At 69.7% G+C, this 21,487-nt stretch carries 17 protein-coding genes and 1 pseudogene; 7 read left to right on the top strand and 11 right to left on the bottom strand.

Going from position 1 to position 21,487, the window contains the following annotated elements:
- Nucleotides 1-82 precede the first annotated feature (82 nt).
- Nucleotides 83-607, top strand: coding sequence for a hypothetical protein (locus ACFWJX_RS25970; RefSeq protein WP_383247663.1), 525 nt, complete (start codon nucleotides 83-85; stop codon nucleotides 605-607).
- Nucleotides 608-620: 13 nt separating this feature from the next.
- Nucleotides 621-2,612: an alpha-glucuronidase gene (locus ACFWJX_RS25965; RefSeq protein ID WP_383247661.1), complete on the top strand. Its 1,992-nt coding sequence runs from the start codon at nucleotides 621-623 to the stop codon at nucleotides 2,610-2,612.
- Here the strand turns inward: ACFWJX_RS25965 and ACFWJX_RS25960 are convergent.
- From ACFWJX_RS25960 to ACFWJX_RS25935, 6 genes are all read right to left on the bottom strand, one after another.
- Complete coding sequence (locus ACFWJX_RS25960) at nucleotides 2,606-4,621, bottom strand: beta-galactosidase (RefSeq protein ID WP_383247658.1); 2,016 nt, start codon at nucleotides 4,619-4,621, stop codon at nucleotides 2,606-2,608. The two genes, ACFWJX_RS25965 and ACFWJX_RS25960, sit on opposite strands and share 7 nt — an antisense overlap.
- Nucleotides 4,618-5,310 carry a hypothetical protein gene (locus tag ACFWJX_RS25955; protein WP_383247656.1) on the bottom strand — a complete coding sequence of 231 codons (693 nt, stop codon included), beginning with the start codon at nucleotides 5,308-5,310 and terminating at the stop codon, nucleotides 4,618-4,620. Before ACFWJX_RS25955 ends, ACFWJX_RS25960 begins: the two co-directional genes overlap by 4 nt.
- A gap of 91 nt (nucleotides 5,311-5,401) precedes the next feature.
- A complete protein-coding gene (locus ACFWJX_RS25950) occupies nucleotides 5,402-6,913 on the bottom strand; it encodes a xylan 1,4-beta-xylosidase (RefSeq protein ID WP_383247653.1) in 1,512 nt (503 codons plus the stop codon).
- Nucleotides 6,910-8,562: an extracellular solute-binding protein gene (locus ACFWJX_RS25945; RefSeq protein ID WP_383247650.1), complete on the bottom strand. Its 1,653-nt coding sequence runs from the start codon at nucleotides 8,560-8,562 to the stop codon at nucleotides 6,910-6,912. The genes ACFWJX_RS25950 and ACFWJX_RS25945 overlap by 4 nt, the downstream gene beginning before the upstream one ends.
- A gap of 174 nt (nucleotides 8,563-8,736) precedes the next feature.
- Nucleotides 8,737-9,642 carry a carbohydrate ABC transporter permease gene (locus tag ACFWJX_RS25940; protein ID WP_383247647.1) on the bottom strand — a complete coding sequence of 302 codons (906 nt, stop codon included), beginning with the start codon at nucleotides 9,640-9,642 and terminating at the stop codon, nucleotides 8,737-8,739.
- The gene (locus ACFWJX_RS25935) at nucleotides 9,639-10,628 is read right to left on the bottom strand and encodes an ABC transporter permease (protein WP_383247644.1); all 990 of its coding nucleotides are present in this window, start codon (nucleotides 10,626-10,628) and stop codon (nucleotides 9,639-9,641) included. Before ACFWJX_RS25935 ends, ACFWJX_RS25940 begins: the two co-directional genes overlap by 4 nt.
- A gap of 256 nt (nucleotides 10,629-10,884) precedes the next feature.
- Between ACFWJX_RS25935 and ACFWJX_RS25930 the strand changes: the two genes are divergently transcribed.
- The 3 genes from ACFWJX_RS25930 (at nucleotide 10,885) to ACFWJX_RS25920 (ending at nucleotide 12,799) form a co-directional block, all read left to right on the top strand.
- Complete coding sequence (locus ACFWJX_RS25930; RefSeq protein ID WP_383247642.1) at nucleotides 10,885-11,874, top strand: acetylxylan esterase; 990 nt, start codon at nucleotides 10,885-10,887, stop codon at nucleotides 11,872-11,874.
- A 149-nt stretch (nucleotides 11,875-12,023) separates the two neighbouring features.
- Nucleotides 12,024-12,521 (top strand): DUF2975 domain-containing protein, encoded by a 498-nt coding sequence (locus tag ACFWJX_RS25925; RefSeq protein ID WP_383247640.1) that lies wholly within the window; start codon nucleotides 12,024-12,026, stop codon nucleotides 12,519-12,521.
- Nucleotides 12,521-12,799 carry a helix-turn-helix domain-containing protein gene (locus tag ACFWJX_RS25920; RefSeq protein ID WP_383247637.1) on the top strand — a complete coding sequence of 93 codons (279 nt, stop codon included), beginning with the start codon at nucleotides 12,521-12,523 and terminating at the stop codon, nucleotides 12,797-12,799. The genes ACFWJX_RS25925 and ACFWJX_RS25920 overlap by 1 nt, the downstream gene beginning before the upstream one ends.
- A gap of 216 nt (nucleotides 12,800-13,015) precedes the next feature.
- Here the strand turns inward: ACFWJX_RS25920 and ACFWJX_RS25915 are convergent, their stop codons facing one another.
- The 3 genes and pseudogenes from ACFWJX_RS25915 to ACFWJX_RS25905 form a co-directional block, all read right to left on the bottom strand.
- Nucleotides 13,016-14,101: a lytic polysaccharide monooxygenase gene (locus ACFWJX_RS25915; RefSeq protein WP_383247737.1), complete on the bottom strand. Its 1,086-nt coding sequence runs from the start codon at nucleotides 14,099-14,101 to the stop codon at nucleotides 13,016-13,018.
- Nucleotides 14,102-14,341: 240 nt separating this feature from the next.
- Nucleotides 14,342-14,576: pseudogene (locus ACFWJX_RS25910) on the bottom strand (hypothetical protein); the annotation flags it as partial.
- Nucleotides 14,577-14,592: 16 nt separating this feature from the next.
- A complete protein-coding gene (locus tag ACFWJX_RS25905) occupies nucleotides 14,593-15,267 on the bottom strand; it encodes a hypothetical protein (RefSeq protein WP_383247636.1) in 675 nt (224 codons plus the stop codon).
- Between the two features lie 60 nt (nucleotides 15,268-15,327).
- Between ACFWJX_RS25905 and ACFWJX_RS25900 the strand changes: the two genes are divergently transcribed.
- Nucleotides 15,328-16,014 carry an SMI1/KNR4 family protein gene (locus ACFWJX_RS25900; protein WP_383247634.1) on the top strand — a complete coding sequence of 229 codons (687 nt, stop codon included), beginning with the start codon at nucleotides 15,328-15,330 and terminating at the stop codon, nucleotides 16,012-16,014.
- Between the two features lie 103 nt (nucleotides 16,015-16,117).
- Here the strand turns inward: ACFWJX_RS25900 and ACFWJX_RS25895 are convergent, their stop codons facing one another.
- Together ACFWJX_RS25895 and acnA are read right to left on the bottom strand one after the other, a co-directional pair.
- Nucleotides 16,118-17,626 (bottom strand): sensor histidine kinase, encoded by a 1,509-nt coding sequence (locus tag ACFWJX_RS25895; protein ID WP_383247631.1) that lies wholly within the window; start codon nucleotides 17,624-17,626, stop codon nucleotides 16,118-16,120.
- Nucleotides 17,627-17,954: 328 nt separating this feature from the next.
- Complete coding sequence (gene acnA / locus ACFWJX_RS25890; protein ID WP_383247628.1) at nucleotides 17,955-20,672, bottom strand: aconitate hydratase AcnA; 2,718 nt, start codon at nucleotides 20,670-20,672, stop codon at nucleotides 17,955-17,957.
- Nucleotides 20,673-21,252: 580 nt separating this feature from the next.
- Between acnA and ACFWJX_RS25885 the strand changes: the two genes are divergently transcribed.
- Nucleotides 21,253-21,453, top strand: coding sequence for a DUF4236 domain-containing protein (locus ACFWJX_RS25885; RefSeq protein WP_383247625.1), 201 nt, complete (start codon nucleotides 21,253-21,255; stop codon nucleotides 21,451-21,453).
- Nucleotides 21,454-21,487 lie beyond the last annotated feature (34 nt).

Raw genomic sequence — 21,487 nt, 5'->3', positions numbered from 1 at the left:
CGGAGCGAGATCCCTGACCCACAATGATCAGGCCGCCCGCGGAAAACAGCGGGCGGCCTTCATCACGAGGGGGAGCAAAAAGATGGGCGTCATCAGAAGGTTCGCAGGTCTGCTCGCAGGTGCGGCGCTCGGGGCCGGGGCCCTGGTCGCGACGGCGGCTCCGGCGCAGGCGTACAGCCCGAACCCGACGTTCAACTCGTACTACTACGACACCGACAACTGCCCGTGCAGCGGCGGCAACCTCACGGACCCGTTCGACGGCACGTACTTCCTGAACGACGCCGGCGGGTACGCCGTGAAGATGGAGCTGGTGCAGTCCGGAGCCTTCGTCGGCAAGGTGGAGTTCCACCCGAACGACGAGAAGCTGTGGGTGTACGACACCAGCAACGACGGCGACACGTTCTACGTCAAGGTCGGTTACTCGTCCGGCGGCACGTACCACGACCTGGGTGCCTTCGCCGCCCCCGGCACCTCCGCGGTGGTGGACTACTCGATCCAGGACTTCGACCTGCCCGAGGGTTCGACCGTGGACATCTCCGTCTACGACGACGCGGGTCTGACCGACCTCATCGGCGCGGCGCGCGGTACCGGCTCCGCCGTCGCCTGACCCGGAGGGGTTCATGCCGCTTCCCGTGCCCGTCCTGTCCGAGGGGGTCGACCCGGCCTGGCTGCCGGTGGAGGCGTTCCGGCCGCTGGGTGGGCGGCGGACGCTGATCCGGGGATCGGGTCCGCTGGTGGAGACGGTGCACGGTGAAGTGGCGCGGGCTTGTGAGGTGTTCGGTGGCGAGGTCGTCCGGGGCCGCTCGGGCGGCGCCGGATACGACCTCGTGCTGGACGTGGTGGCGGACGGCGAGTCGGGGGACGAGGGGTTCGCGTACGGGCGTGCGGGCGGCCGGACGGCGGTCACGGCGTCCGGGCAACGCGGGCTGCTGTACGGGCTGTTCCATGTGGTGCGGCTCGGTGAAACCGCTTTCCGGGGCGACTGTCCGCGCCAGGAGCACCGTCCGGCGGTGGCGCTGCGGATGCTCGACCACTGGGACAACGTGGACGTGCATCCGGTCATGGGCCAGGTGGAGCGCGGGTACGCGGGCGGCTCGCTGTTCTGGCGGGACGGGCGGGCGCGCGGGGAGCCGGAACGTGTCCGGGCGTACGGCCGACTGCTCGCGGCGTGCGGGATCAACGCCGTCTCCGTCAACAACGTCAACGTGCACGCGAGCGAGGCTCGGCTGCTGACCGACCGGCTCGGCGAAGTGGCCGACGTGGCATCGGCGTTGAGGCCGTACGGCGTCCGTACGCATCTGTCGGTCACCTTCGCGGCGCCGGTCGTCCTCGGCGGGCTGCCCACCGCCGATCCGCTGGACGAGGCGGTCCGGCGGTGGTGGTCCGGGGCGGCGGCGCGGGTCTACGCGGCGATCCCCGACTTCGGCGGGTTCGTGGTCAAGGCGGACTCGGAGGGCCAGCCGGGTCCGTTCACCTACGGCCGCTCGCACGCGGACGGCGCGAACATGCTGGCCGCGGTGCTCGCTCCGCACGGCGGGACGGTCCACTGGCGGGCGTTCGTCTACGACCATCGGCAGGACTGGCGGGACCGCACGACGGACCGGGCGCGGGCCGCGTACGACCATTTCGCTCCGCTGGACGGGGAGTTCGCGGACAACGCGGTGCTCCAGGTGAAGCACGGACCGATGGACTTCCAGGTCCGGGAACCGGTTTCTCCTGTTCTCGGGGCCATGCCACGCACCCGGCTGGCGGTGGAGGTGCAGGCCACGCAGGAGTACACGGGGCAGCAGCGGCACGTGTGCTGGCTCGGGCCGATGTGGAGCGAGGTGCTGCGGTTCCGGCCGGCGGGCGAAATGGGACCTGCGGTCGGCGAGTTGGCGGGCGGTGGGCTGGTGGCGGTGTCGAACGTGGGTGACGATCGGTACTGGACCGGGCATCCGCTGGCGCAGGCGAACCTCTACACCTTCGGGCGGCTCGCCTGGCAGCCGTCCGCGGACCCGCTCCGGGTGCTGGACGAGTGGATCGCGCTCACCTTCCCGTCCGCCCCCGAGCGGCTGGCCGACGGCCTGCGCGCGCTGTTGCGCGGCTCGTGGCGGACGTACGAGAAGTACACGGCGCCGCTCGGGGTGGGGTTCATGGTGCAGCCGGGACACCACTACGGGCCGAGCGTGGACGGCTACGAGTACAGCCCGTGGGGGACGTACCACTTCGCGGACCGGGACGGGATCGGTGTCGACCGGAGCGCGGCGACCGGAACCGGTTACACATCGCAGTACGCGGCCCCGTGGGCCGGGGTGTACGAGTCACCGGCCACCTGCCCGGACGAACTGTTGCTGTTCTTCCACCATGTGCCGTACGCGCATGTCCTGCACAGCGGGAAAACGGTGATCCAGCACATCTACGACACGCACTTCGAGGGCGTGGAGGAGGCCGAGGAGGCCCGCCGGACGTGGGCCTCGCTCGCCGATCTCGTCGGGCCGGAGCGGCACGCGCGGGTGGCGGAGCGGTACGAGGAGCAGGTGCGTGGTGCCCGCGAGTGGCGCGATCAGATCAACAGCTACTTCCTGCGCAAGTCGGGGGTGCCGGATGCGCGGGGGCGGACGATCTACTGAAGGCGCAGGACCGCCACGTCCAGCGGGCCGAGGGACAGGGGCTCGCCTTCGTCGACCCGCTTGCCGGTCAGGAGGTCGGTGGCGGCGGCATGGGCGGTGAGCCGGGCCGTCGTCGTGGCGTGGTTGAGGAGGAACAGCAGGCCGGTGCCGTCGGGGGTGATCCGGTTCGCCGTCTCGACGGCGGTCCGGCCGGCGTAGGGGCCGACGAGGTCGTGGCGGGCGAGGACCCTGCGGACGACGTGGTCGACGCCCGGCTGATCGAGGGCCGTGGCCACGTACCAGGCCTCGCCCGCGCCGAAGGTGTGCCGGGTGACGGCCGGGGTGCCCGCGTAGAAGTCGGCGCCGTACCTGCCGACCGCCTCGGCGCCCGTCGGCTGGACGATCTCGAAGACGAGCCGCGCCGGGTAGCTCGACTCCCCCATGTGGACGGGCTGCACGACGTCCTCCGGGCGGGCGTCCCATTCGTCGACGCGGATGCCCAGCAGGGGAGCCAATGGGCCGGGCACGTCGGTGAGGAAGGCGCGGTCGTGTCGGTCGGAGCGGGCGGTGAGAAACGTGGCGAGAACGGTTCCGCCGCGTCGGGCCAGTTCCGTCAGGCGCTCGGGCAGGCCGTCCTTGATCAGGTGGAGGACGGGGGCGAGGACGACGTCGTAGGGGGTCAGGTCGGCGGTGACCGGGATGACGTCCACATCGGCGCCTGCCTCGCGGGCGGCGCGGTAGTAGGCGTGGACGACGTCGGCGTAGCGGACCAGGCGGGAGGGACCGTCGGAGATCTCCAGCGCCCACCAGCTGTCCCAGTCGAAGAGGAGGGCGGTGCGGGCGGGAGTGCGGGCGCGCAGGGTGGCGCCGCCGAGTCGGGCCAATTCCTCGCCGATCAGGGCTACTTCGCGGAAGACACGGGTGTCGTCGCGGCCCGCGTGCCCGATGACCGCTCCGTGGTACTTCTCGCTGGCGCCGCGTGAGGCGCGCAACTGGAAGTACAGGGCGGCGTCGGCGCCGTGGGCGATGGCCTGCCAGGTGGCCAGTCGCAGTTCACCCGGTCGGCGCAGGGGGTTGACGTCGCGGCAAGCGGTTGTGGAAGGGGTCTGCTCCATGAGCCAGAAGGGGGCGCCGCCCTTCAGGCCGCGCATCAGGTCGTGGGCGAGGGCCGGCCGGGTGGGAGGGGCGTCGAGGGGCGGGTAGTTGTCCCACGACGCGAAGTCGAGGTGGGGCGCCCAGCGGTGGTAGTCCAGGGGGCGGTAGAGGCCCATGAGGTTGGTGGTGACGGGGGTCGTCGGGTCGTGTGCGCGGATCGCCTCCTTCTCGGCGGTGAAGCAGCCGAGCAGGGCGTCGGTCATGAACCGCTGGTAGTCCAGGGTGATGCCCTGGAAGGCGGTGTGGTCGTGGCCCCGCCAGTGCTCGGTGAGGGCGCTCGGGGGCTCGATCTGGTCCCAGTCGGTGTAGCGGTGCGACCAGAAGGTCGTCCACCAGGCCTGGTTGAGGGCGTCGAGTGTGCCGTGCCGCTCGCGCAGCCAGTCGCGGAAGGCCTCGGCACAGAGGTCGCAGTAACAGGCACCGCCGTACTCGTTGTTGATGTGCCAGGCCAGTAACGCGGGGTGCTCGCCGTAGCGTTCCGCCAGGCGCCCCGCCATCGCGGTGGCGAGGCGGCGGTAGGCGGGTGAGCTGGGGCAGAAGTTGTGGCGCTGGCCGTAGCGGTGCCGGCGGCCCTCGAAGTCGGTGCGGTTCACCTCGGGGTACTTCTTCGCGAGCCAGGGCGGGAGGGCGGCCGTGCCGGTGGCCAGGCAGACCTGGCGGCCCTCCGTCGCGGCCCGGTCCAGCACTCGGTCCAGGACGGTGAAGTCGTGGACCCCCTCGGCGGGTTGGGTGACCGACCAGGTGAAGACTCCGACGGTGAGGGTGTCGATCCCGGCCCGGGTGAACAGGCGGTGGTCGTCGTCCCCGACCTCCTCCGGCCACTGCTCGGGGTTGTAGTCGCCGCCGTAGGGGATCTTGGGGTTCGTCCGGCTCATGGCGTGAAGTCCTCCTCGGTCTCGGCGATCACCGAGCGGCCGGAGTGCAGCAGGGAGAGCAGCAGCGGGGCGGCGAGCAGGGCGGGCAGGGCCTCGGTCAGCAGGGCGGTCATGGCACCCGTCAGCGCGAGCAGGGAGGTGGCGGCGAGGGTGGTGCGTCCGTGCCGGAGCAGGAAGTACGCGGCGAGGCGGGCGGTGTCACGGGCACGGAAGGTGAAGAGGGAGGTGAGGAGCAGCGCATGGGCTCCCCAGAGGAGAGAGGTCACGCCGATCACCGTCAGCAGCACCGCCCACCAGCGGGGCAGTCCGGTGGCGGTGAAGTGGGTGAGCGTGAACGCGATCACGGTCAGCCACGCCAGCAGCGGTGTCCAAAGCCGCAGCGCTGCAAGGGAGTTGATGCGCAGACCGCGCCGGTAGGCGCGGGCCGGGCGCAGGTCGGTGAGGTCCCGGCTGCGGTGGTGCAGGGCGTACACGGCGGCGGAGGCGGCCGGGCCGAGCGGCAGCAGGCAGAGCGCGGCGAGGGGCAGGTTGGCGGGGCTCGGGCCGAGGAGGAGCAGCCCGAGGAGGCCGGGGGCGGTGGTGGCGAGGAGCAGGGCCTCGACGGTGAGGAGGGTGTGCAGGAGGGCGGCGGCGCGGGAGAGGTAACCGGTTCCGAAATCGACGGAACGGGTGGGGCGGGCGGTGATCATGAGGCCCGCCTGCCGAAGTCTGCCCGGAGGGTGCCTGTGAGGTCACGGTGCTCGTGAGGTGCCGGAACTCCGTCGTCCGTGCCCATGGTGATCACCCGGTCTCCCCGCCGAGGAGTCGGCGTTCGTCCCACCAGGGCGGGGTCTCGTCGGTGAGGGGGGTGAGTTCGACGAGGGTGATCTCGTGGCGGGCCAGAGTGAGGCGCAGGTCGGCGCGGCCGTCCGCCAGGGGCAGGCGGCTGTGGCGGCGGGCGGGCTCGGCGGCCTGGTGCAGGACGTCCAGCTGCCCCGGCTTCGGTGAGCGTGGGCTGCCCATGTGCCGCCAGGCCGTGTAGGCGTTGCCGTGCTCCTCGTCGACCGTGGACCGTCGCACGAAGGCCTCGCCCCTGGCGCCGAGCGGGACGGACAGGTGCAGCTCGTGCCGGTCCGGGCCGGGGGTCTCGCCGGTCGGGTCGACAGGCGCCCAGGCCAGGACGGTGACCCGGCCGTCGGGGTGGCGGGTGACGAGGTGGTCGTCGCCGCGCGCGAGCAGCTCGGGCCCGGTGCGGGCCATGAAGGCGTACAGGTGGTACGTGGGTTTCCGTACCTGCCGATGGGTGAGCAGCCCGAAGCCGCCGTGGAAGAGGGCGGTGGGGACGCCGATCTCCTCGAACACGTCGCTGAAGGTCCAGTAGGAGAAGGAGTCGACGAGGTCGCCCCCGGCAGCCAGCACCGGTGCCAGGTAAGCGGCGTGGAAAGCCGTGTCGTGGATGGGGTTGTCGGGACGATAGGAGGAGTTGAACTCGGTGATGTGCACGGGAAGTTCGGCGTGCCGCGTGCCCGCAAGCCGTTGCCGTGGGGCGGCGAACTGCTCCAGCAGTCCGGTCGCGGGGTCGAGTGTCTGGTGGACCCCGAAGGGCACGTGCCGGGCCGGCCCGGAGGTGTAGGCGTGCCGGGAGACGAAGTCGACGGGGACCTCGCGGGCTTCGGCGAACTCGGCGAACCGGACCAGCCAGTCGTCGGCGCCCGGGGAGATCGCGGGGCCGCCCACCTGGAGATCGGCGTCCACCTCCTTCACGGCGTGCGCGGTCACCTCGTACAGCTCGTGGTACGCCTTCTCGTCCGCGTCCTGCCAGAAGTCGGTCAGGTTGGGTTCGTTCCACACCTCGATCGGCCAGGTGCGCACCTCGTCGAGGCCGTAGCGGTCGACGAGGTGGGACAGCACGGCGCGGACCAGGCCGGCCCATTCGCGGTGGGAGCGGGGCGGGGTGACGTTGCCCCGCCACCAGAACACCGTCTGTTCGCCGGAAGCCAGTTCTGCGGGCATGAAGCCGAGTTCGAGAAAGGGGCGGATGCCGACGGCCAGGTAGGTGTCGACGACCTGGTCGACGTAGGTGAAGGAGTGGTGGACGTGGCGGGCGCCCTGGTGGTCGTACGGGCGGTGGACGCCCATGCCGTCGCTGAGCAGGCCGTGGCCGCGGATGTGCCGGAAACCGATGTCGCGCTGGAGCAGGGCGAGGGAGTCCTGGTAGTCGCGGCGCAGGGCGAGTTCGATGCGGCCGGTGCCGACACAGTGGCGCCAGGCGTCGGAGAACCGGCCGCTCGCCGTGTCGGGGACGCGGATCATCCGTGCTCCTTCTTGAAACGCTCGTAGGCCTTGTTGTGGAGGTCGATGTACCGGTCCATGTTCTTCGCCTTCAACTCGGAGACGTAGTCGTCCCATTCGCCGAGAGAGCGCTTGCCGAGGACGAACTGGAGCGTGTTCTGGAAGACGTGGTCCTTGAGTGGGGTGTCCCAGAGGGTGGCCTGTTCCTGCTCGACCGACTGGAGGGGGTGGGCCGGGTCGACGGGCAGCTGCTCGCGCCGGGCCATGGCGGCCTGGAACCTCTGCTCGTCCGGGCCGAAGGAGGAGGAGACGAGGGCCCAGCTGCCGCCGTAGGAGAAGACGCCGTTGAAGAAGCCGAAGTCCCGCTGGAGGTCCTTCGGGGCGTCCGGGTCGGAGCCCATGAGGGTGATGCCGTCCTTGGTCCGGTAGCGGCCTCCGGACTCGGTGTAGGTCACGTCCCGCACGCCCCACTTGGAGAACCGCTGGCCCTCGTCGGAGTACCAGAGCCAGTCCACGAACTGCACCAGGGCGACGAAGTTGTCACTCTCGAGGGCCTTGCTGGAGATCATCAGGCCGTTCTCCAGGCGGGCGCCGCCCAGCACCACCGGGCCGGCCGGGCCGAGCGGAACCGGCACCATCTCGATCGCCGAGCCCTTCACCTGCCGTTGGAGGTTGTAGCGGTAGTTCTGCACCAGCTCCTGCGGATTGGCGCTGATGGCGAAGGATCTCTCCGCGAGCAGCTTCTTCACCGCGTCGTCGTCGGTCTGGGTGAAGCTCTCCGGGTCCATCAGCCTTTCGTCGACCAGCTTGTGCAGGAATTCGACGACTTGGCGGTAGGCGTCCGTGGCGCCGGTGAAGACGTACCGGCTCTCTCCCTGGTCCCAGCTCGCGTTGAGGTACGACCATCCGGCCCGGACGCCGTAGGCCTGGCCGAGGTAACCCAGCAGGGCTCCGGCCGAGTTGGGCGGGGCGCTCCAGCGATCGGAGAAGGGGTAGCGGTCGGGGTACTCGTCCTTGAGCGCCCGGAAGACCGTGTATACCTCGTCCCAGGTGGTGGGCAGGCTCAGGCCGAGCCGGTCGAGGACATCCGTGCGCAGGGACAGCGAGTAGCCCGACTTGACCTTCTCGTGCAGGCCGGGCAGGAGGTAGTACTTGCCGTCCGACTGGCGCAGGGAGTCGACCTCGGGTTGCAGGCCCCACTTCTTGACCTTGTCCTGGAAGTTGGGCATCAGGTGCACGTAGTCGCTGACCGCGATGACCGACCCCGAGGAGACGAACGGTGTCTCCTGGCCGGGGTAGGTCTTGGGAATCAGCAGCGGAGCGTCACCCGCACCGATGAGGAGGCTGCGCTTCTTGTCGTAATCGCTTGCGGGGACGGTCGTGGCCTTGAGCGTGATACCCGTGCGCCTGGTCAGCTCCTGCCAGAACAGCCAGCTCTGCTTGAGTGGGTAGTTGGGCATGTTGTTGTGGAGGAGGGAGAACGACAGGGCCTTGCTCGCCTTGAACTGGTCGCCGACGCGGTACTGCTTCATCGCGCCGTCCTGTTTCTTCGACAGATCCTTGTTGTCGCCGCCGTCGTCGCCGCTGCCGCAGCCGGTGAGGGTGGCGAGGCCGATGAATCCCGCTGCGGACAGGATCTGGCGCCGCGACAGTTGCCCTTGGTTCTTCACGGATACTCCTTTGTTTCCGTAGGCCTTTTCCGTAAGCCGCCTGAGCCTTGCGTGAGCTGCATCGAGCGAGCTGCATCGAGCGGCTGTACTGAGCGAGTTGTACTGCCTGAACCGGCTTGCGTGAGTTGCACGGGCGGAGCTGCCCTGCGGGAGTCGCGTCGGGTCGTGGTGCGGTCAGCCCTTGACGGCGCCGAGCATCACGCCCGAGACGAAATAGCGCTGGACGAAGGGGTACACGCAGAGGATCGGCAGCGAGGTGAGCACGATCGTGACCGCCTGGATGTTGGCGGCGACCTGGCTGCCCTGTTCGGTGGTGGCGCCCGCGTTGGTCGCGCCGGTCGCGCCGGCGATGAGGTTGCGCAGATAGACGGTGACCGGCATCAGCTCGGCCCGGTCCATGTAGAGGAAGGCCTGGAACCAGGAGTTCCAGTAGGACACCGAGTAGAAGAGCACCATGGTCGCGATGACGGCCTTGGACAGCGGCAGCACGATCCGCAGCAGGATGCCGTAGGTGCTCAGGCCGTCGATCTCCGCGGCCTCCTCCAGTTCGGTGGGCAGACTCTCGAAGAAGGCCTTCATCACCAACAGGTTGAAGACGCTGATCGCGTTCGGCAGGGCGATCGCCCAGACCGAGTTCTTCAGCCCCAGGCTGGTGATCAGGACGTAGTTCGGGATCAGCCCGCCCGAGAAGAACATGGTGAACACGGCGATCCCGACGAGGACGTTCCGCCCCTTGAGGTGCCTCTTCGACAGGACGTACGCGTAACAGGTCGTCAGGACCATCGCCACCACGGTCGACACGACGGTGTAGAACAGCGTGTTTCCGTAACCGCGCCAGAAGACGCCGTCGGTGAAGACGATCCGGTACGTCGTGAGGTCGAACCCCTTGGGCCAGAGCGTCACTTCACCGGCGCGGATCTGTCGTTCCCCGCTGAAGGAGCGGGCGATGATGTTGATGAAGGGATAGAGGGTCACGACGACCACGACGGTGAGGATCACACCGTTGATCCCCTGGAAGACCCGGTAACCGCGCGTCGGCTGGTTGACCGAGGTGCGTGGGCGCGGGGTCAGGAGGCTCACCACAGGCTCGTCCCCACCGTGCGGCGCGACAACTGGTTCGCGGAGGTGATCAGCACCAGCCCGACGATCGCCTCGAACAGGCCGATCGCGGCCGCGTAGCTGAAGCTGTTGGACTCGACGCCGGTGCGGTAGAGGTACGTGGAGACCACGTCGGCGGTCGGGTAGGTCAGTGGGTTGTAGAGCAGCAGGATCTTCTCGAAACCGACTGCGAGAAACGTGCCGATGTTAAGGATCAGCAGCGTGATCATGGTGGGGCGGATGCCGGGCAGCGTGACGTGCCAGATCTGCTGCCAGCGGTTGGCGCCGTCGATGCGCGCGGCCTCGTACAGGTCGTCGTCGATGGTGGTGAGCGCGGCGAGGTAGAGGATCGTGCCCCAGCCCGCGGTCTGCCAGATCTCGGAGCCGACGTAGATCGTGCGGAACCACTCGGGTTCCTGGATGAACCGGATCGGTTCGTGGCCGAACCAGCCCAGCATGTGGTTGACCGGTCCGTCGGTGGCGAGCATCTGCATGGTGATGCCGGCGACGATCACGACCGAGAGGAAGTGCGGAAGGTAGGAAACCGATTGCACAAACCGTTTCAGGGACGTACGACGGACCTCGTTGAGCAGCAGCGCGAGCACGATCGGGATCGGGAAACAGAAGACCAGAGTCAGCGCGCCGAGCCACAACGTGTTGCGGAAGACCTGCCAGAAGGTGGGGTCGGACAGGAACATCTCCACGTACCGCAGCCCGACCCAGTGCTCGCCCAGGAGGGAACCGCCCGGCTCGAAGCGGCGGAAGGCGATCACGTTGCCGATCATCGGCAGATAGCGGAAGACCAGGAAGAACAGCAGCGGCAGCACGGCCAGCGAGTACAGCTGCCAGTCGCGGCGCAGTGCCCGTCGCCAGCCGCGGCGCGCGGGGCGTCGCACGGGACCGTGCCTCGTCTTCGGCGGCGGTTGCTGGGTTCCTGGGGGTGGTGCCGATGTGGTGGAGGTGCTCATGCTCGGGCCTCCCGGGACGTCACTCGAAACAATCAGTCTCGAAACTTTCGTGCCCTTACCGGTAACTCTGCGGCAACGTAAGGGCACACGGAAAGCGCTGTCAATGGGGGTGCACAGTGGAAGGAGAGGGGACGGCGGGGCGTTGGAACGGGCAACGGGTGGGGTAGAACCGGGTAGTTGAGTGCCGACGCCCTCCGCAATTTTCTGGCGGGCGTACGCAACGATCGATCGCCGACGACCTGCGAGGTGGCCGCCCTTGCCCGCGTTCGACCTGCCCCTGCCGGAGTTGGAACGGCACCGGCCCGACATCGACGAGCCCGCCGACTTCGACACGTTCTGGGCGGAAACCCTGAAGGGGGCAGCGCAGCGGGAGCCGCTGGTGTCGGTGCGGCCGGTCGACACCGGCCTGCGCCTGACGGAGACCTGGGACGTGACCTTCCGGGGCTTCGCCGGGGACCCCGTGAGGGCCTGGTTCAGCAGGCCGGCAGGCGTCCGGGACCCTCTCCCCGCGGTGGTCGAATACGTCGGTTACGGCCGCGGTCGCGGGCTCCCCCACGAGCGGCTGACCTGGGTGAATGCCGGGTACGCGCACCTGTTGATGGACAACCGCGGCCAGGGCGACCAGTACGGCGGCGGTGGCGCGACCCCCGACCCGCACGCCACCGCGCCCGGCGGTCCCGGCCCCGCCGTGCGCGGCCTGCTCGACCCGCACGACTACCACTACAGGCGGCTGATCACGGACGCCGTGCGGGCGGTGACCGCCGTCCGTGCACTGCCCGGCGTCGACGGGGCGCGCGTCGCCGCCGTCGGCAACAGCCAGGGCGGCGGACTCGCCCTCGCCGTCGCGGGCCTGGTCCCCGACCTGGCCGCGGTCCTGGTCACCGCCCCGCTGCTGTGCGGAATCCGCCGTGCCCTGGACCTCACGGACGCGGGCCCCTACGGCGAGATCGCCACGTACCTCTCCGTCCACCGGGGCGCGGAACGGTCCGCGTACCGCACGCTCGCCCACGTCGAGGGCATCTCCTTCGCCCGCCGCGCCCACGCACCCGCCCACTTCGGCACGGGCCTGCGCGACACGGTCTGCCCACCGAGCGGCGCGTACGCGGCGTTCAACAGGTACGGAGAGCTGAGCGGCGAGCGGGTGCGCAAGGTGATGTACGCGTTTCCGTACAACGGCCACGAGGGGGGCGAGGGGGAGCAGGTGCGTCGGCAACTGCTTTGGCTGCACGGGGTGTTCACCGTCTGAGGAGTGGATCTGGACGGCCCGGCGAGGGCGGGACGGGTAAGCCCGGAGGATCCCCGCAGCCGACGGAATCCGGGTCGGCGCGGCCACCCGCTTGCCTTACCTATCGATTTTCGATAGATTTCCATCGTAGATCGATGGAAGGGGAGAACATGGGAAAGCTGACCGTGCTCGCACTGCGTGGCGTGCTCGTGGCATTGCTCGCGGGTTCGGTGTTCTTGCAGGCGGTGATGGTGCCGCTGTTGGGCAGGGACCTGGACGAGGCCGACACGGACCTCGCCTACCCGCCCGCAGCGTTCCTGGTGACCGTCATCCTGGGCATCGTGACGGCACAGGTCGTCCTGGTATGCGTATGGCGCCTGGTGACGATGGTGCGGCGTGGAACCGTTTTCTCCCACGCTGCTTTCCGGTACGTCCACATCGTTATCGGCGCATTCGTGGCGGCCGCCCTTCTGATGTTCACGCTCGGGGTCCTGCTGGCGCCGGGCGAGGCCGTCGCCCCGGGGATCGTGCTGCTGATCGGCGGCGCCGTCATGGCGATCCTGGGCGTGGCGCTCGTCGTACTCGTACTGCGCATGCTGCTCGCCCAGGCCGTGGCCCGCGACGTCGAGGCGGCACAGCTGCAGGCCGAGCTCGCCGAGGTGATCTGATGCCGATCGTCGTCGACGTCGACGTGATGCTGGCCAGGCGGAAGATGTCCGTGGGCGAACTCGCGGAACGTGTCGGGATCACACCCGCCAACCTGGCGGTCCTCAAGAACGGCCGCGCCAAGGCGGTGCGTTTTTCGACACTCGCCGCTCTCTGCGAGGTACTGCAGTGCCAGCCGGGGGATCTGCTGCGCTGGGAGGCCGAGGTCGAGGCGGAGAGCGGGGCCGGGGCAGGATCCGAGGCCATTGCCGGAGCCGCTGCCGTCGCCACGGACGGGTGACATCCGGGGCCGCGACGGCGGCGGCCCCGGCGACCTCACGCCGACCCCAGCGCACCAGGCCGGAGCGGGGTGGACCCGCTACAGCCTGGTGCGTTCCCATGCGTCCCCATGCCTTCAGAGGCTCCGAGGGACCCGAGGAACCGGTAGCTCCGGAGGGCTCTGGCAGCTCCCGCACCTCCCTCAGCTGCGCTTCCGGCGTGAGGCGGGTGTGACGACTCAACCGACCCGACAGGGAAGGGCCGTCGTGCTGTCCCCGCCGGGTCCTGCGACGACGTAACCGAATGTCGCACTCTGGCCGGGGCTCAGTGAACCGTTCCAGCCGGCGTTGTGGACCATCACCGCCTGGCCGTTGTACGTGGCGTTGCCGTTCCAGAGGCTGTCGACCTTCTGGCCGGCGGTCAGCGTCCAGTCGACCATCCAGCCGAGCATCGGGACGTTGCCGGAGTTGGTGACGGTGACCTCGGACTGGTAGCCGCCGTTCCAGCTTCCCGTCGTCCTACGGGTGGCCGTGCAGGTGCCGGGGACGGGCTCGGTCGGGTTGCCGGGCTCGTGGATACCGGTTACCTCGCCGTTGCCGCCGTCGAAGACGACATCGGAGCAGGAGTAGAAGGTCTCGGCGCTGTCCGAGCGCTGCCACACCATGTAGATGATGTGGCGTCCCGACTTGCCTTCAGGAAGCTTGCCGTTCCAGGCGTAGTTGGCCTCGACCGTACCGGGGCTGCCGTTGAGCGACGGGTGGTCGACACTCAGGAACGGTCGGTCCTCGATGGCGTCCCAGGTGAGGGTCTGGGTGGGGTCGAAGCCGTCCTTGGTGATGTAGACGTAGAACCAACCCGGGTGGGCGGCCCAGGCGTTGTAGGAGAAGTCGACAGTCGCGCCCGAGGTGAGATGGGTGAGCGGCCAGTCGTTGCGGGGTGCGTCGAAACCGGTGAAGTTGGTGTTTCCGCCGCTGCACAACTGCCCGTCGGGCACGAAACCGCGGGTGCGGCCGGCGCCGTCGGAGCGGAGCACGGAGAACCAGTTGTAGAACGGCGTGGTCCCGCTGACCTGCTGTGCGTTTCTGCAAGCTGGGTTGATCGGTTTGATCTCACCGGTGTCGGTCAGCCCGTCCTGCCAGCACAGGAAGGTCCGACTGCCGGGCTTCATGGGCGTGCCGTGCGCCTCGGCCTTGCCGCCGGTCGTCACGATGAGTCCGACGGCAGGGAGGGTGGCGAGGAGGGAGAGGAGGACGAGGAGCAGGGCTCTGGTACGTAACCTGATCCCCACTCTTGTCATGATCATGACATTCTTGACGTCTCGCATGTGGAGTCCGTCCTTCCATGTACGGACCGTGCGGGCATGGAACGGTGCGGGTGCGATGGGGGGTGCGAAAGGGAGGGGTTGAGGCGGGAGCGACCCCGGCGGGTTCCGGTCCACCATGTGGGAGCGCTCCCACCTCACCTGTGCCGGAAGGTAGCGCTGTAGGGCGGACTTGTAAACGGAATCGGCGTCGTTGCGTGGAATCGAGAGCCTGGCAGCAATACAGGCCTCATCCGGTGGTGGCGAAATACCCACGGACCGGACGAAGTCGGCGAGGTTTCGGAAATCGATTTCCCGCAGACCGATCCGCGGATCGACGTGGTGCAGTCGCCGGCGCGCGATGGTGGGCGGTCACGTACGTCTGGTCGAGAGTGCCCTGTTCGTCGTCCACCCAGGCGAACTCGCGACCGTTCGTTTACTCCACTACAGGGCCCGTCTGCCCGTGGATCGCGTCGGGGCGGTCCTGGAGCAATCGGTCTCGGTTTCCGGACGCGCTACCCCTGCCTCTCGTCGGCGGGCGCACCGTACCAGCGCCATTGGGTGAGGCGGGGGTGATCCGGGAGTTCCGCGCGGCCGGTGGCCCAGAGGAGGGTGGACCACCGAGGGGTGTCGGTCGGGGCGTCCGGGAAGAGTCTGGTCAGCACCCGGCCGCACAGGTCGGCGTCGGGGGTCCAGTCGAGGCCGAGTCCCTCGGCGACGTCGTGCAGGTGCACCAGCGTCTCGACGACGCCCATCGCGGCGAAGCCCTCCGGGTCGGCCACGCCGAAGACGTGGTGCGACCGTACCGTCGGCGGCGTGGTGCGCACGACGGCCGTGAGCAGGGCGCCGCAGGCTTCCAGGACCTGCAACAGGCCTGCCGGGCCCGCCGCGCGGTCGGCGAAGATGACGTTCGCCGGACCGCCCGGCTTCTTCCGGCTCCACACGAAGGGCACGTGCGTGGCCGACGGCGGGCTCTGCGGGCCCAGTTGGGCGGCGTAGGAGAACAGGTCGTCGGCGAGGTGCTCGACGGTCTCCCAGCAGTCCCACTGCAAGGAGCCGGCCTTGGCGTCCCAGTGCGACGCGTCCGCCCCGTGCAGGGTGGTCACGGCCAGACGGACGGCGTACTCGACATCGTCCGCGGTGACGGAATCACTCGTTGCGGAACCGCTTGCTGCACGTGTTTCAGACATGGCCGGACCGTATCAACGGCCCCTCAAGGCATTGTCGGTGGCGGCTCGTAGGGTGCGTGCATGGCTGACGGGTGCGACATGTACGGCGGGATGACCAGGGCGTTGCTCGGGCGGGAAGGGGCTTGGGCGTTCGTCCGGGACTTCACCGCCTGCTGGGGGCGACCGTTGGCACCGGGCGACGGATGGGACGAGGCGGAGATCGACGCGGCCGAGCGGCGGCTCGGCGTGCGGTTGCCCACGGCGCTGCGGGAGGCGTACGGGCTGTTCGGGCGGCGGGACGACCTGACGCGCAACCACGACACCCTGCTGCCGCTAAAGGAGCTGTACGTCGATGACGACGGAGGCGTGCTCGTGTACCAGGTCGAGAACCAGGGATGCGCCTACTGGGGCGTCCTCCTGAAGGACCTGGAGCAGGACGATCCGCCGACCGTGACGCGACTCGACGGCCCCGGCGCAAAATGGGAGCCCTGGGAACCGCGGCTCTCCACCGCCTGCGTCGCGATGGTCATGTCGGAGGTCGTGCTGCTGGACGACGGGCCGACGGACTACGTGGAGCTGGAGGTGGGGACCGACCTCGGGCGGGAGTTCCGGCGGCTTCCGGACGTGGGGCGTGAGACGCGCTGGTTCACCTGTCCCGACGTGCTGATACGGGAGATCGCCGGGGAGTTCGTCAACGTCCGGGCACGTACCGAGGCGGCCCTGGACGCCGTCCGCGAGGCCGTGCCCGGGGACTGGCTGGAGGGCTGACGGCGCGCCACGGCCGTCGACGACCCTTCGCGGCGCCCCGTAGCGGCGGCCCGCGCTCACCTCGGCGACACCGCCCGGCACCCACCTCGGCCACCACCGCCGCTCACCTCAGCGACGCCCCCGACTCCCACGTCAGCGTCTCCGCCCCGCTCTCCTCCGCGAGCGGCAGGTGGACGGTGAACTCCGTGCGGCCCGGCTCGCTCCGTACGTCGATGTGGCCCCCGTGCGCCGCCGTGATCGCGTCGGCGACGGCGAGGCCCAGGCCGGAGCCGCCGCCCGTGGTGGCGCGGGCGCGGGAGGTGTCGGCGCGGGTGAAGCGTTCGAGGACCGTGGGCAGGAGAGCGGGCGGGATGCCGGGGCCGTCGTCGCGGACGACGATCGTGCAGCGGCCGTCCCGTGCCGCCACCACGGTCGTCACCGTCGTGCCGACAGGTGTGTGCAAGCGCGCGTTGGCCAACAGGTTGGCCACCACCTGGTGGAGACGTGCCTCGTCGCCGAGCACCAGGGGCGGGGTGTCCAGGCTCAGGTCCAGCTGCCATTCGTGGTCGCTGCCCGTGGCCCGCGCGTGCCACACCGCCTCGGTGGCCAGCCCCGCCACGTCCACCTCGGCGGACTCCAGCGGCCGGCCCTCGTCCAGACGGGCCAGCAGGAGGAGATCCTCCACCAGGCCCGTCATACGGGCCGACTCGGCGGTCACCCGGCTCCAGGCCAGGCCCGGTTCGACCCGGTCGGTGCCGCGGTTCATCAGCTCGGCGTACCCGGCGATCACGGCGAGCGGCGTGCGCAGTTCGTGGCTGGCGTCGGCCAGGAAACGGCGCATGCGTTCCTCGCTGCGGCGCACCCGTTCCTCACTGCGGCGGCCGGCCGCGAGGGATGCCTCGACGTGGTCGATCAGGCGGTTGAGCGCCGCGCCGACCTGCCCGGCCTCGCTGCCCGGGTCGGTGTCGCGCTCCGGCACCCGCGGGAGGCCGGCGACCTCGCCGTGGCCCGGGGCGGCGCGCGAGATCTCGGCCGCGGTGGCGGCGACGCGGCCCAGGGGGCGCAGTTGGCGCCGTATCGCCACGGCGCACGCGGAGCCCGCGAGGGTGAGGCCCGCCGCCGACACCACGGCCTCGATGACCGCGAGGCCGCCGAGCAGGTCCTGGACGTCGCCCATCGGCAGGGCGGTGAGGACGCGGACGCCGTGGCCGTGGAGCGCGGTGACGCGGTAGGTGCCGAGGCCGGGCACGGTCCGGGTGTGCAGCGAACCGTCGGTCCCGACACCCGAGAGCGCCGCCGCCTGGACGGCGGTGAGGCTCTGCGGAGGGGCGTCCCGGCCGACCGTCGCCGCCGCCGCGAGCACGGTGTCGTCGGTGTCGAGACGGGCGGCGAGCAGCCCGGCCGGATGACCGCTCGCGCCGAGGAAGGCCAGGTCCCGTGTGCGGTCGGGGTGGAACGCGGCCGCACCCAGGCTGTGTTCCGCGGCGTCGGAGACACGGACGTCGAGATCGCCGAGGAGATACGCCCGCTGGACGAGGACGGTGGTGAGTGCCATGGCGGCGCAGACGGCGACGAGGGCGAGGCCGACCAAGAGGAGGAGGCGCGCCCGCAGGGAAACGCCCGGCAAGCGCATACGTGCGACGCCACCGCGCGGGCGCGAGCGCGAGCGCAGGCACCGGAAACCAACGGGAAACCGCTTCCGCACCGAACAACCCCGCGTGCCGCCCCGTGCACCACGTCGCGCACCACCCCACGCCGCCCGGCCCCGCAGGGCACCGCACCTCATCTCCCCTCCGCCAGTGCCAGTCATGTACCGAGCCTGTCCCGGTCGGCTGGGGGGACCCTGTGGTCACCCTGAGGGTGGGTGATGACCCGGGACATCTCTGGCCACACACGGCGAAGGGCCGCACCCCCGTCACCGGGGGAACGGCCCTCGCCCGCGTTGCCGAACCGCTTGCTCGTTACTTGCGGATCAGGCTGCGCAGCACGTACTGCATGATGCCGCCGTTGCGGTAGTAGTCGGCCTCACCGGGGGTGTCGATGCGGACGACCGCGTCGAACTCGACGCCCGTGTCGGTGGTGACCTTGACCGTGCGCGGCGTGGTGCCGTTGTTCAGTTCCTCGACGCCGGTGAAGGAGAAGGTCTCCTCGCCGGTCAGACCGAGGGAGGCGGCGGACTGGCCCTCCGGGAACTGGAGCGGCAGGACGCCCATGCCGATGAGGTTGGAGCGGTGGATGCGCTCGTACGACTCGGCGATGACGGCCTTGACGCCGAGCAGCGCGGTGCCCTTGGCGGCCCAGTCACGGGACGAGCCGGAGCCGTACTCCTTGCCGGCCAGGATGGCCAGCGGGATGCCCTGCTCGATGTAGTTGCGCGAGGCGTCGTAGATGAACGACACCGGACCGCCGTCCTGGGTGAAGTCGCGGGTGTAACCGCCTTCCGTACCCGGCGCGATCTGGTTGCGCAGGCGGATGTTGGCGAACGTACCGCGGATCATGACCTCGTGGTTGCCTCGGCGCGAGCCGTAGGAGTTGAAGTCACGACGCTCCACACCGTGCTCGGTGAGGTACTTGCCGGCCGGGGTGTCGGCCTTGATGGCGCCGGCCGGGGAGATGTGGTCGGTGGTGACCGAGTCGCCCAGCTTGGCCAGGACGCGGGCGCCCGTGATGTCGGAGACCGGGGTGGTCTCCATCGTCATGCCCTCGAAGTACGGGGGCTTGCGCACGTACGTCGACTGCGGGTCCCACTCGAAGGTGTTGCCGGTCGGGATCGGCAGGGCCTGCCACTGGGCGTCGCCCGCGAAGACGTCCTGGTAGGACTTGTTGAACATGTCCTCGCCGATGGCGTTGGCCACGACGTCGTTGACCTCGGCCTCGGTGGGCCAGATGTCCTTGAGGTAGACCGGGTTGCCGTCCTGGTCGGCGCCCAGGGCGTCGCGCGTGATGTCCACCTTCATGGAGCCAGCGAGGGCGTAGGCGACGACCAGCGGCGGGGAGGCCAGGTAGTTCATCTTGACGTCGGGGTTGATACGGCCCTCGAAGTTCCGGTTGCCGGAGAGGACCGAGGTGACGGCGAGGTCGTGGTCGTTGACGGCCTTGGAGACCTCCTCCGGCAGCGGGCCGGAGTTGCCGATGCAGGTGGTGCAGCCGTAGCCGACGAGGTTGAAGCCGACCTTGTCGAGGTACGGGGTGAGGCCCGCCTTGTCGAAGTAGTCGGTGACGACCTTCGAACCCGGGGCGAGGGTGGTCTTGACCCAGGGCTTGCGGGTCAGGCCCTTCTCCACGGCCTTCTTCGCGACGAGCGCGGCGGCGACCATGACGTACGGGTTGGAGGTGTTGGTGCAGGAGGTGATGGCCGCGACCGTCACCGCACCGTGGTCGATCTCGTACGTCGAGCCGTCGGGGGCCGTCACGGTGACCGGGTTGGACGGGGCGCCGTTCGGGGCGACGGCCGGGGCGTCGGAGGCCGGGAAGGACTCCTTGCCCGCCTCGTCCACGTCGTCGACGTAGTTGCGGACGTCCGTCTTGAACTGCTCGGCGGCGTTCGCGAGGACGATGCGGTCCTGCGGGCGCTTCGGGCCGGCGATCGACGGGACGACGGTCGACAGGTCCAGCTCGAGCTTCTCGGAGAAGTCCGGCTCGGCCTTCGGGTCCAGCCAGAGGCCCTGCGCCTTGGCGTACGCCTCGACGAGCGCGACCTGCTGCTCGTCACGGCCGGTCAGACGCAGGTACTTCAGCGTCTCGTCGTCGATCGGGAAGATCGCGGCGGTGGAGCCGAACTCCGGCGACATGTTGCCGATGGTGGCGCGGTTCGCGAGTGAGGTGGCGGAGACGCCCTCGCCGTAGAACTCGACGAACTTCCCGACGACGCCGTGCTTGCGCAGCATCTCGGTGATCGTGAGGACGAGGTCGGTGGCGGTGGTGCCGGCGGGCAGCTCGCCGGTGAGCTTGAAGCCGACGACACGCGGGATGAGCATGGAGACCGGCTGGCCGAGCATCGCGGCCTCGGCCTCGATGCCGCCGACGCCCCAGCCGAGTACGCCGAGGCCGTTGACCATGGTGGTGTGCGAGTCGGTGCCGACCAGGGTGTCGGGGTACGCCTGACCGTTCCGGACCATCACCGTGCGCGCCAGGTGCTCGATGTTCACCTGGTGGACGATGCCGGTGCCCGGCGGGACGACCTTGAACTCGTCGAAGGCGGTCTGGCCCCAGCGCAGGAACTGGTAGCGCTCCTTGTTGCGGCCGTACTCCAGCTCGACGTTCTGGCCGAAGGCCTCCGCCGTGCCGAACTTGTCGGCGATGACGGAGTGGTCGATGACCAGCTCGGCCGGGGCCAGCGGGTTGATCTTCGCCGGGTCGCCACCCAGCTCCTTGACGGCCTCACGCATGGTGGCGAGGTCGACGACACAGGGCACGCCGGTGAAGTCCTGCATGATCACGCGGGCCGGCGTGAACTGGATCTCCTGGGAGGGCTGGGCCTGCGAGTCCCAGTTGCCGAGGGCGCGGATGTGGTCGGCGGTGATGTTCGCGCCGTCCTCCGTGCGGAGCAGGTTCTCCAGCAGCACCTTCAGGCTGTAGGGAAGGCGCGCGGAGCCCTCGACCTTGTCCAGCCGGAAGATCTCGTACGACTCGTCGCCCACCGGCAGCGTGCTGCGGGCGTCGAAGCTGTTCGCCGACACGACAGTCTCCTTCATTTATGTGCGCGTACCACCGCATCCTGCCGTCACGCGGGCTTGGCCGATCCGCTAAGGTCAGGCTAAGTTAGGTCACCCTTACTGCTAGACCGGCAGTGGCGTGCGGCTGCGGTGCGCCTCGGCAGATATCTCGATGTCGAGATAACTCTAGTACACGGGCGCTGATTGGTCATGCCCGGGGCCCGCCGCGCCGCGACACGGCGGACCCGCGACGGACCCACGGCGGCCGCATCCCGGTCCGCGGCTTCGCTCCCGCTCCCCCCGCCCCCACTCTCCACTCCGGCCAGGACACCCCGCCCCGGCAACCCCCGGCGCACCGGGAGGGTCGATATTGCGGAGGCGGTTTCGGGGTGTTCCCGACATGGCGTCACCTGCCGGTACGTCAGCCGGGCACGTCGAGCGACCGGGTCCCGCCACGCCTCGGCCATGACCCGGCCGAGCGGGGGTAGACGAAGGCGGAGCGTTTCCGCACAACGCCCGCGACGCGATGTCCGCAACACGACGTCCGTGACGCGACGTCCGTGATGTACCGCCCGCGACGTACCGACCGAGAAGGAGATCCCCGGTGCCCCTCACGTTCCGCAAGAGTTTCCGCATCCTTCCGGGGGTGCGCCTGAACATCAACCGGCGTTCGTGGTCCATCACCACCGGCGGCGGCTCGCACGGCCCGCGCCACACCCACAGCAGCACGGGGCGTCGTACGACATCGGTGGATTTGCCCGGACCTTTCGGATGGCGCCGTACGCGTACCGCCAGGCGGCGTTGACGGGGCATCACCCGATCGGACCCCTCAAGAGGTG

This window comes from Streptomyces sp. NPDC058335 (assembly GCF_042723915.1).
Classification (GTDB): Bacteria; Actinomycetota; Actinomycetes; order Streptomycetales; family Streptomycetaceae; genus Streptomyces.
Note: the sequence above shows the minus strand (reverse complement) of the source record. Positions and strands in the feature narration are given on the sequence as shown.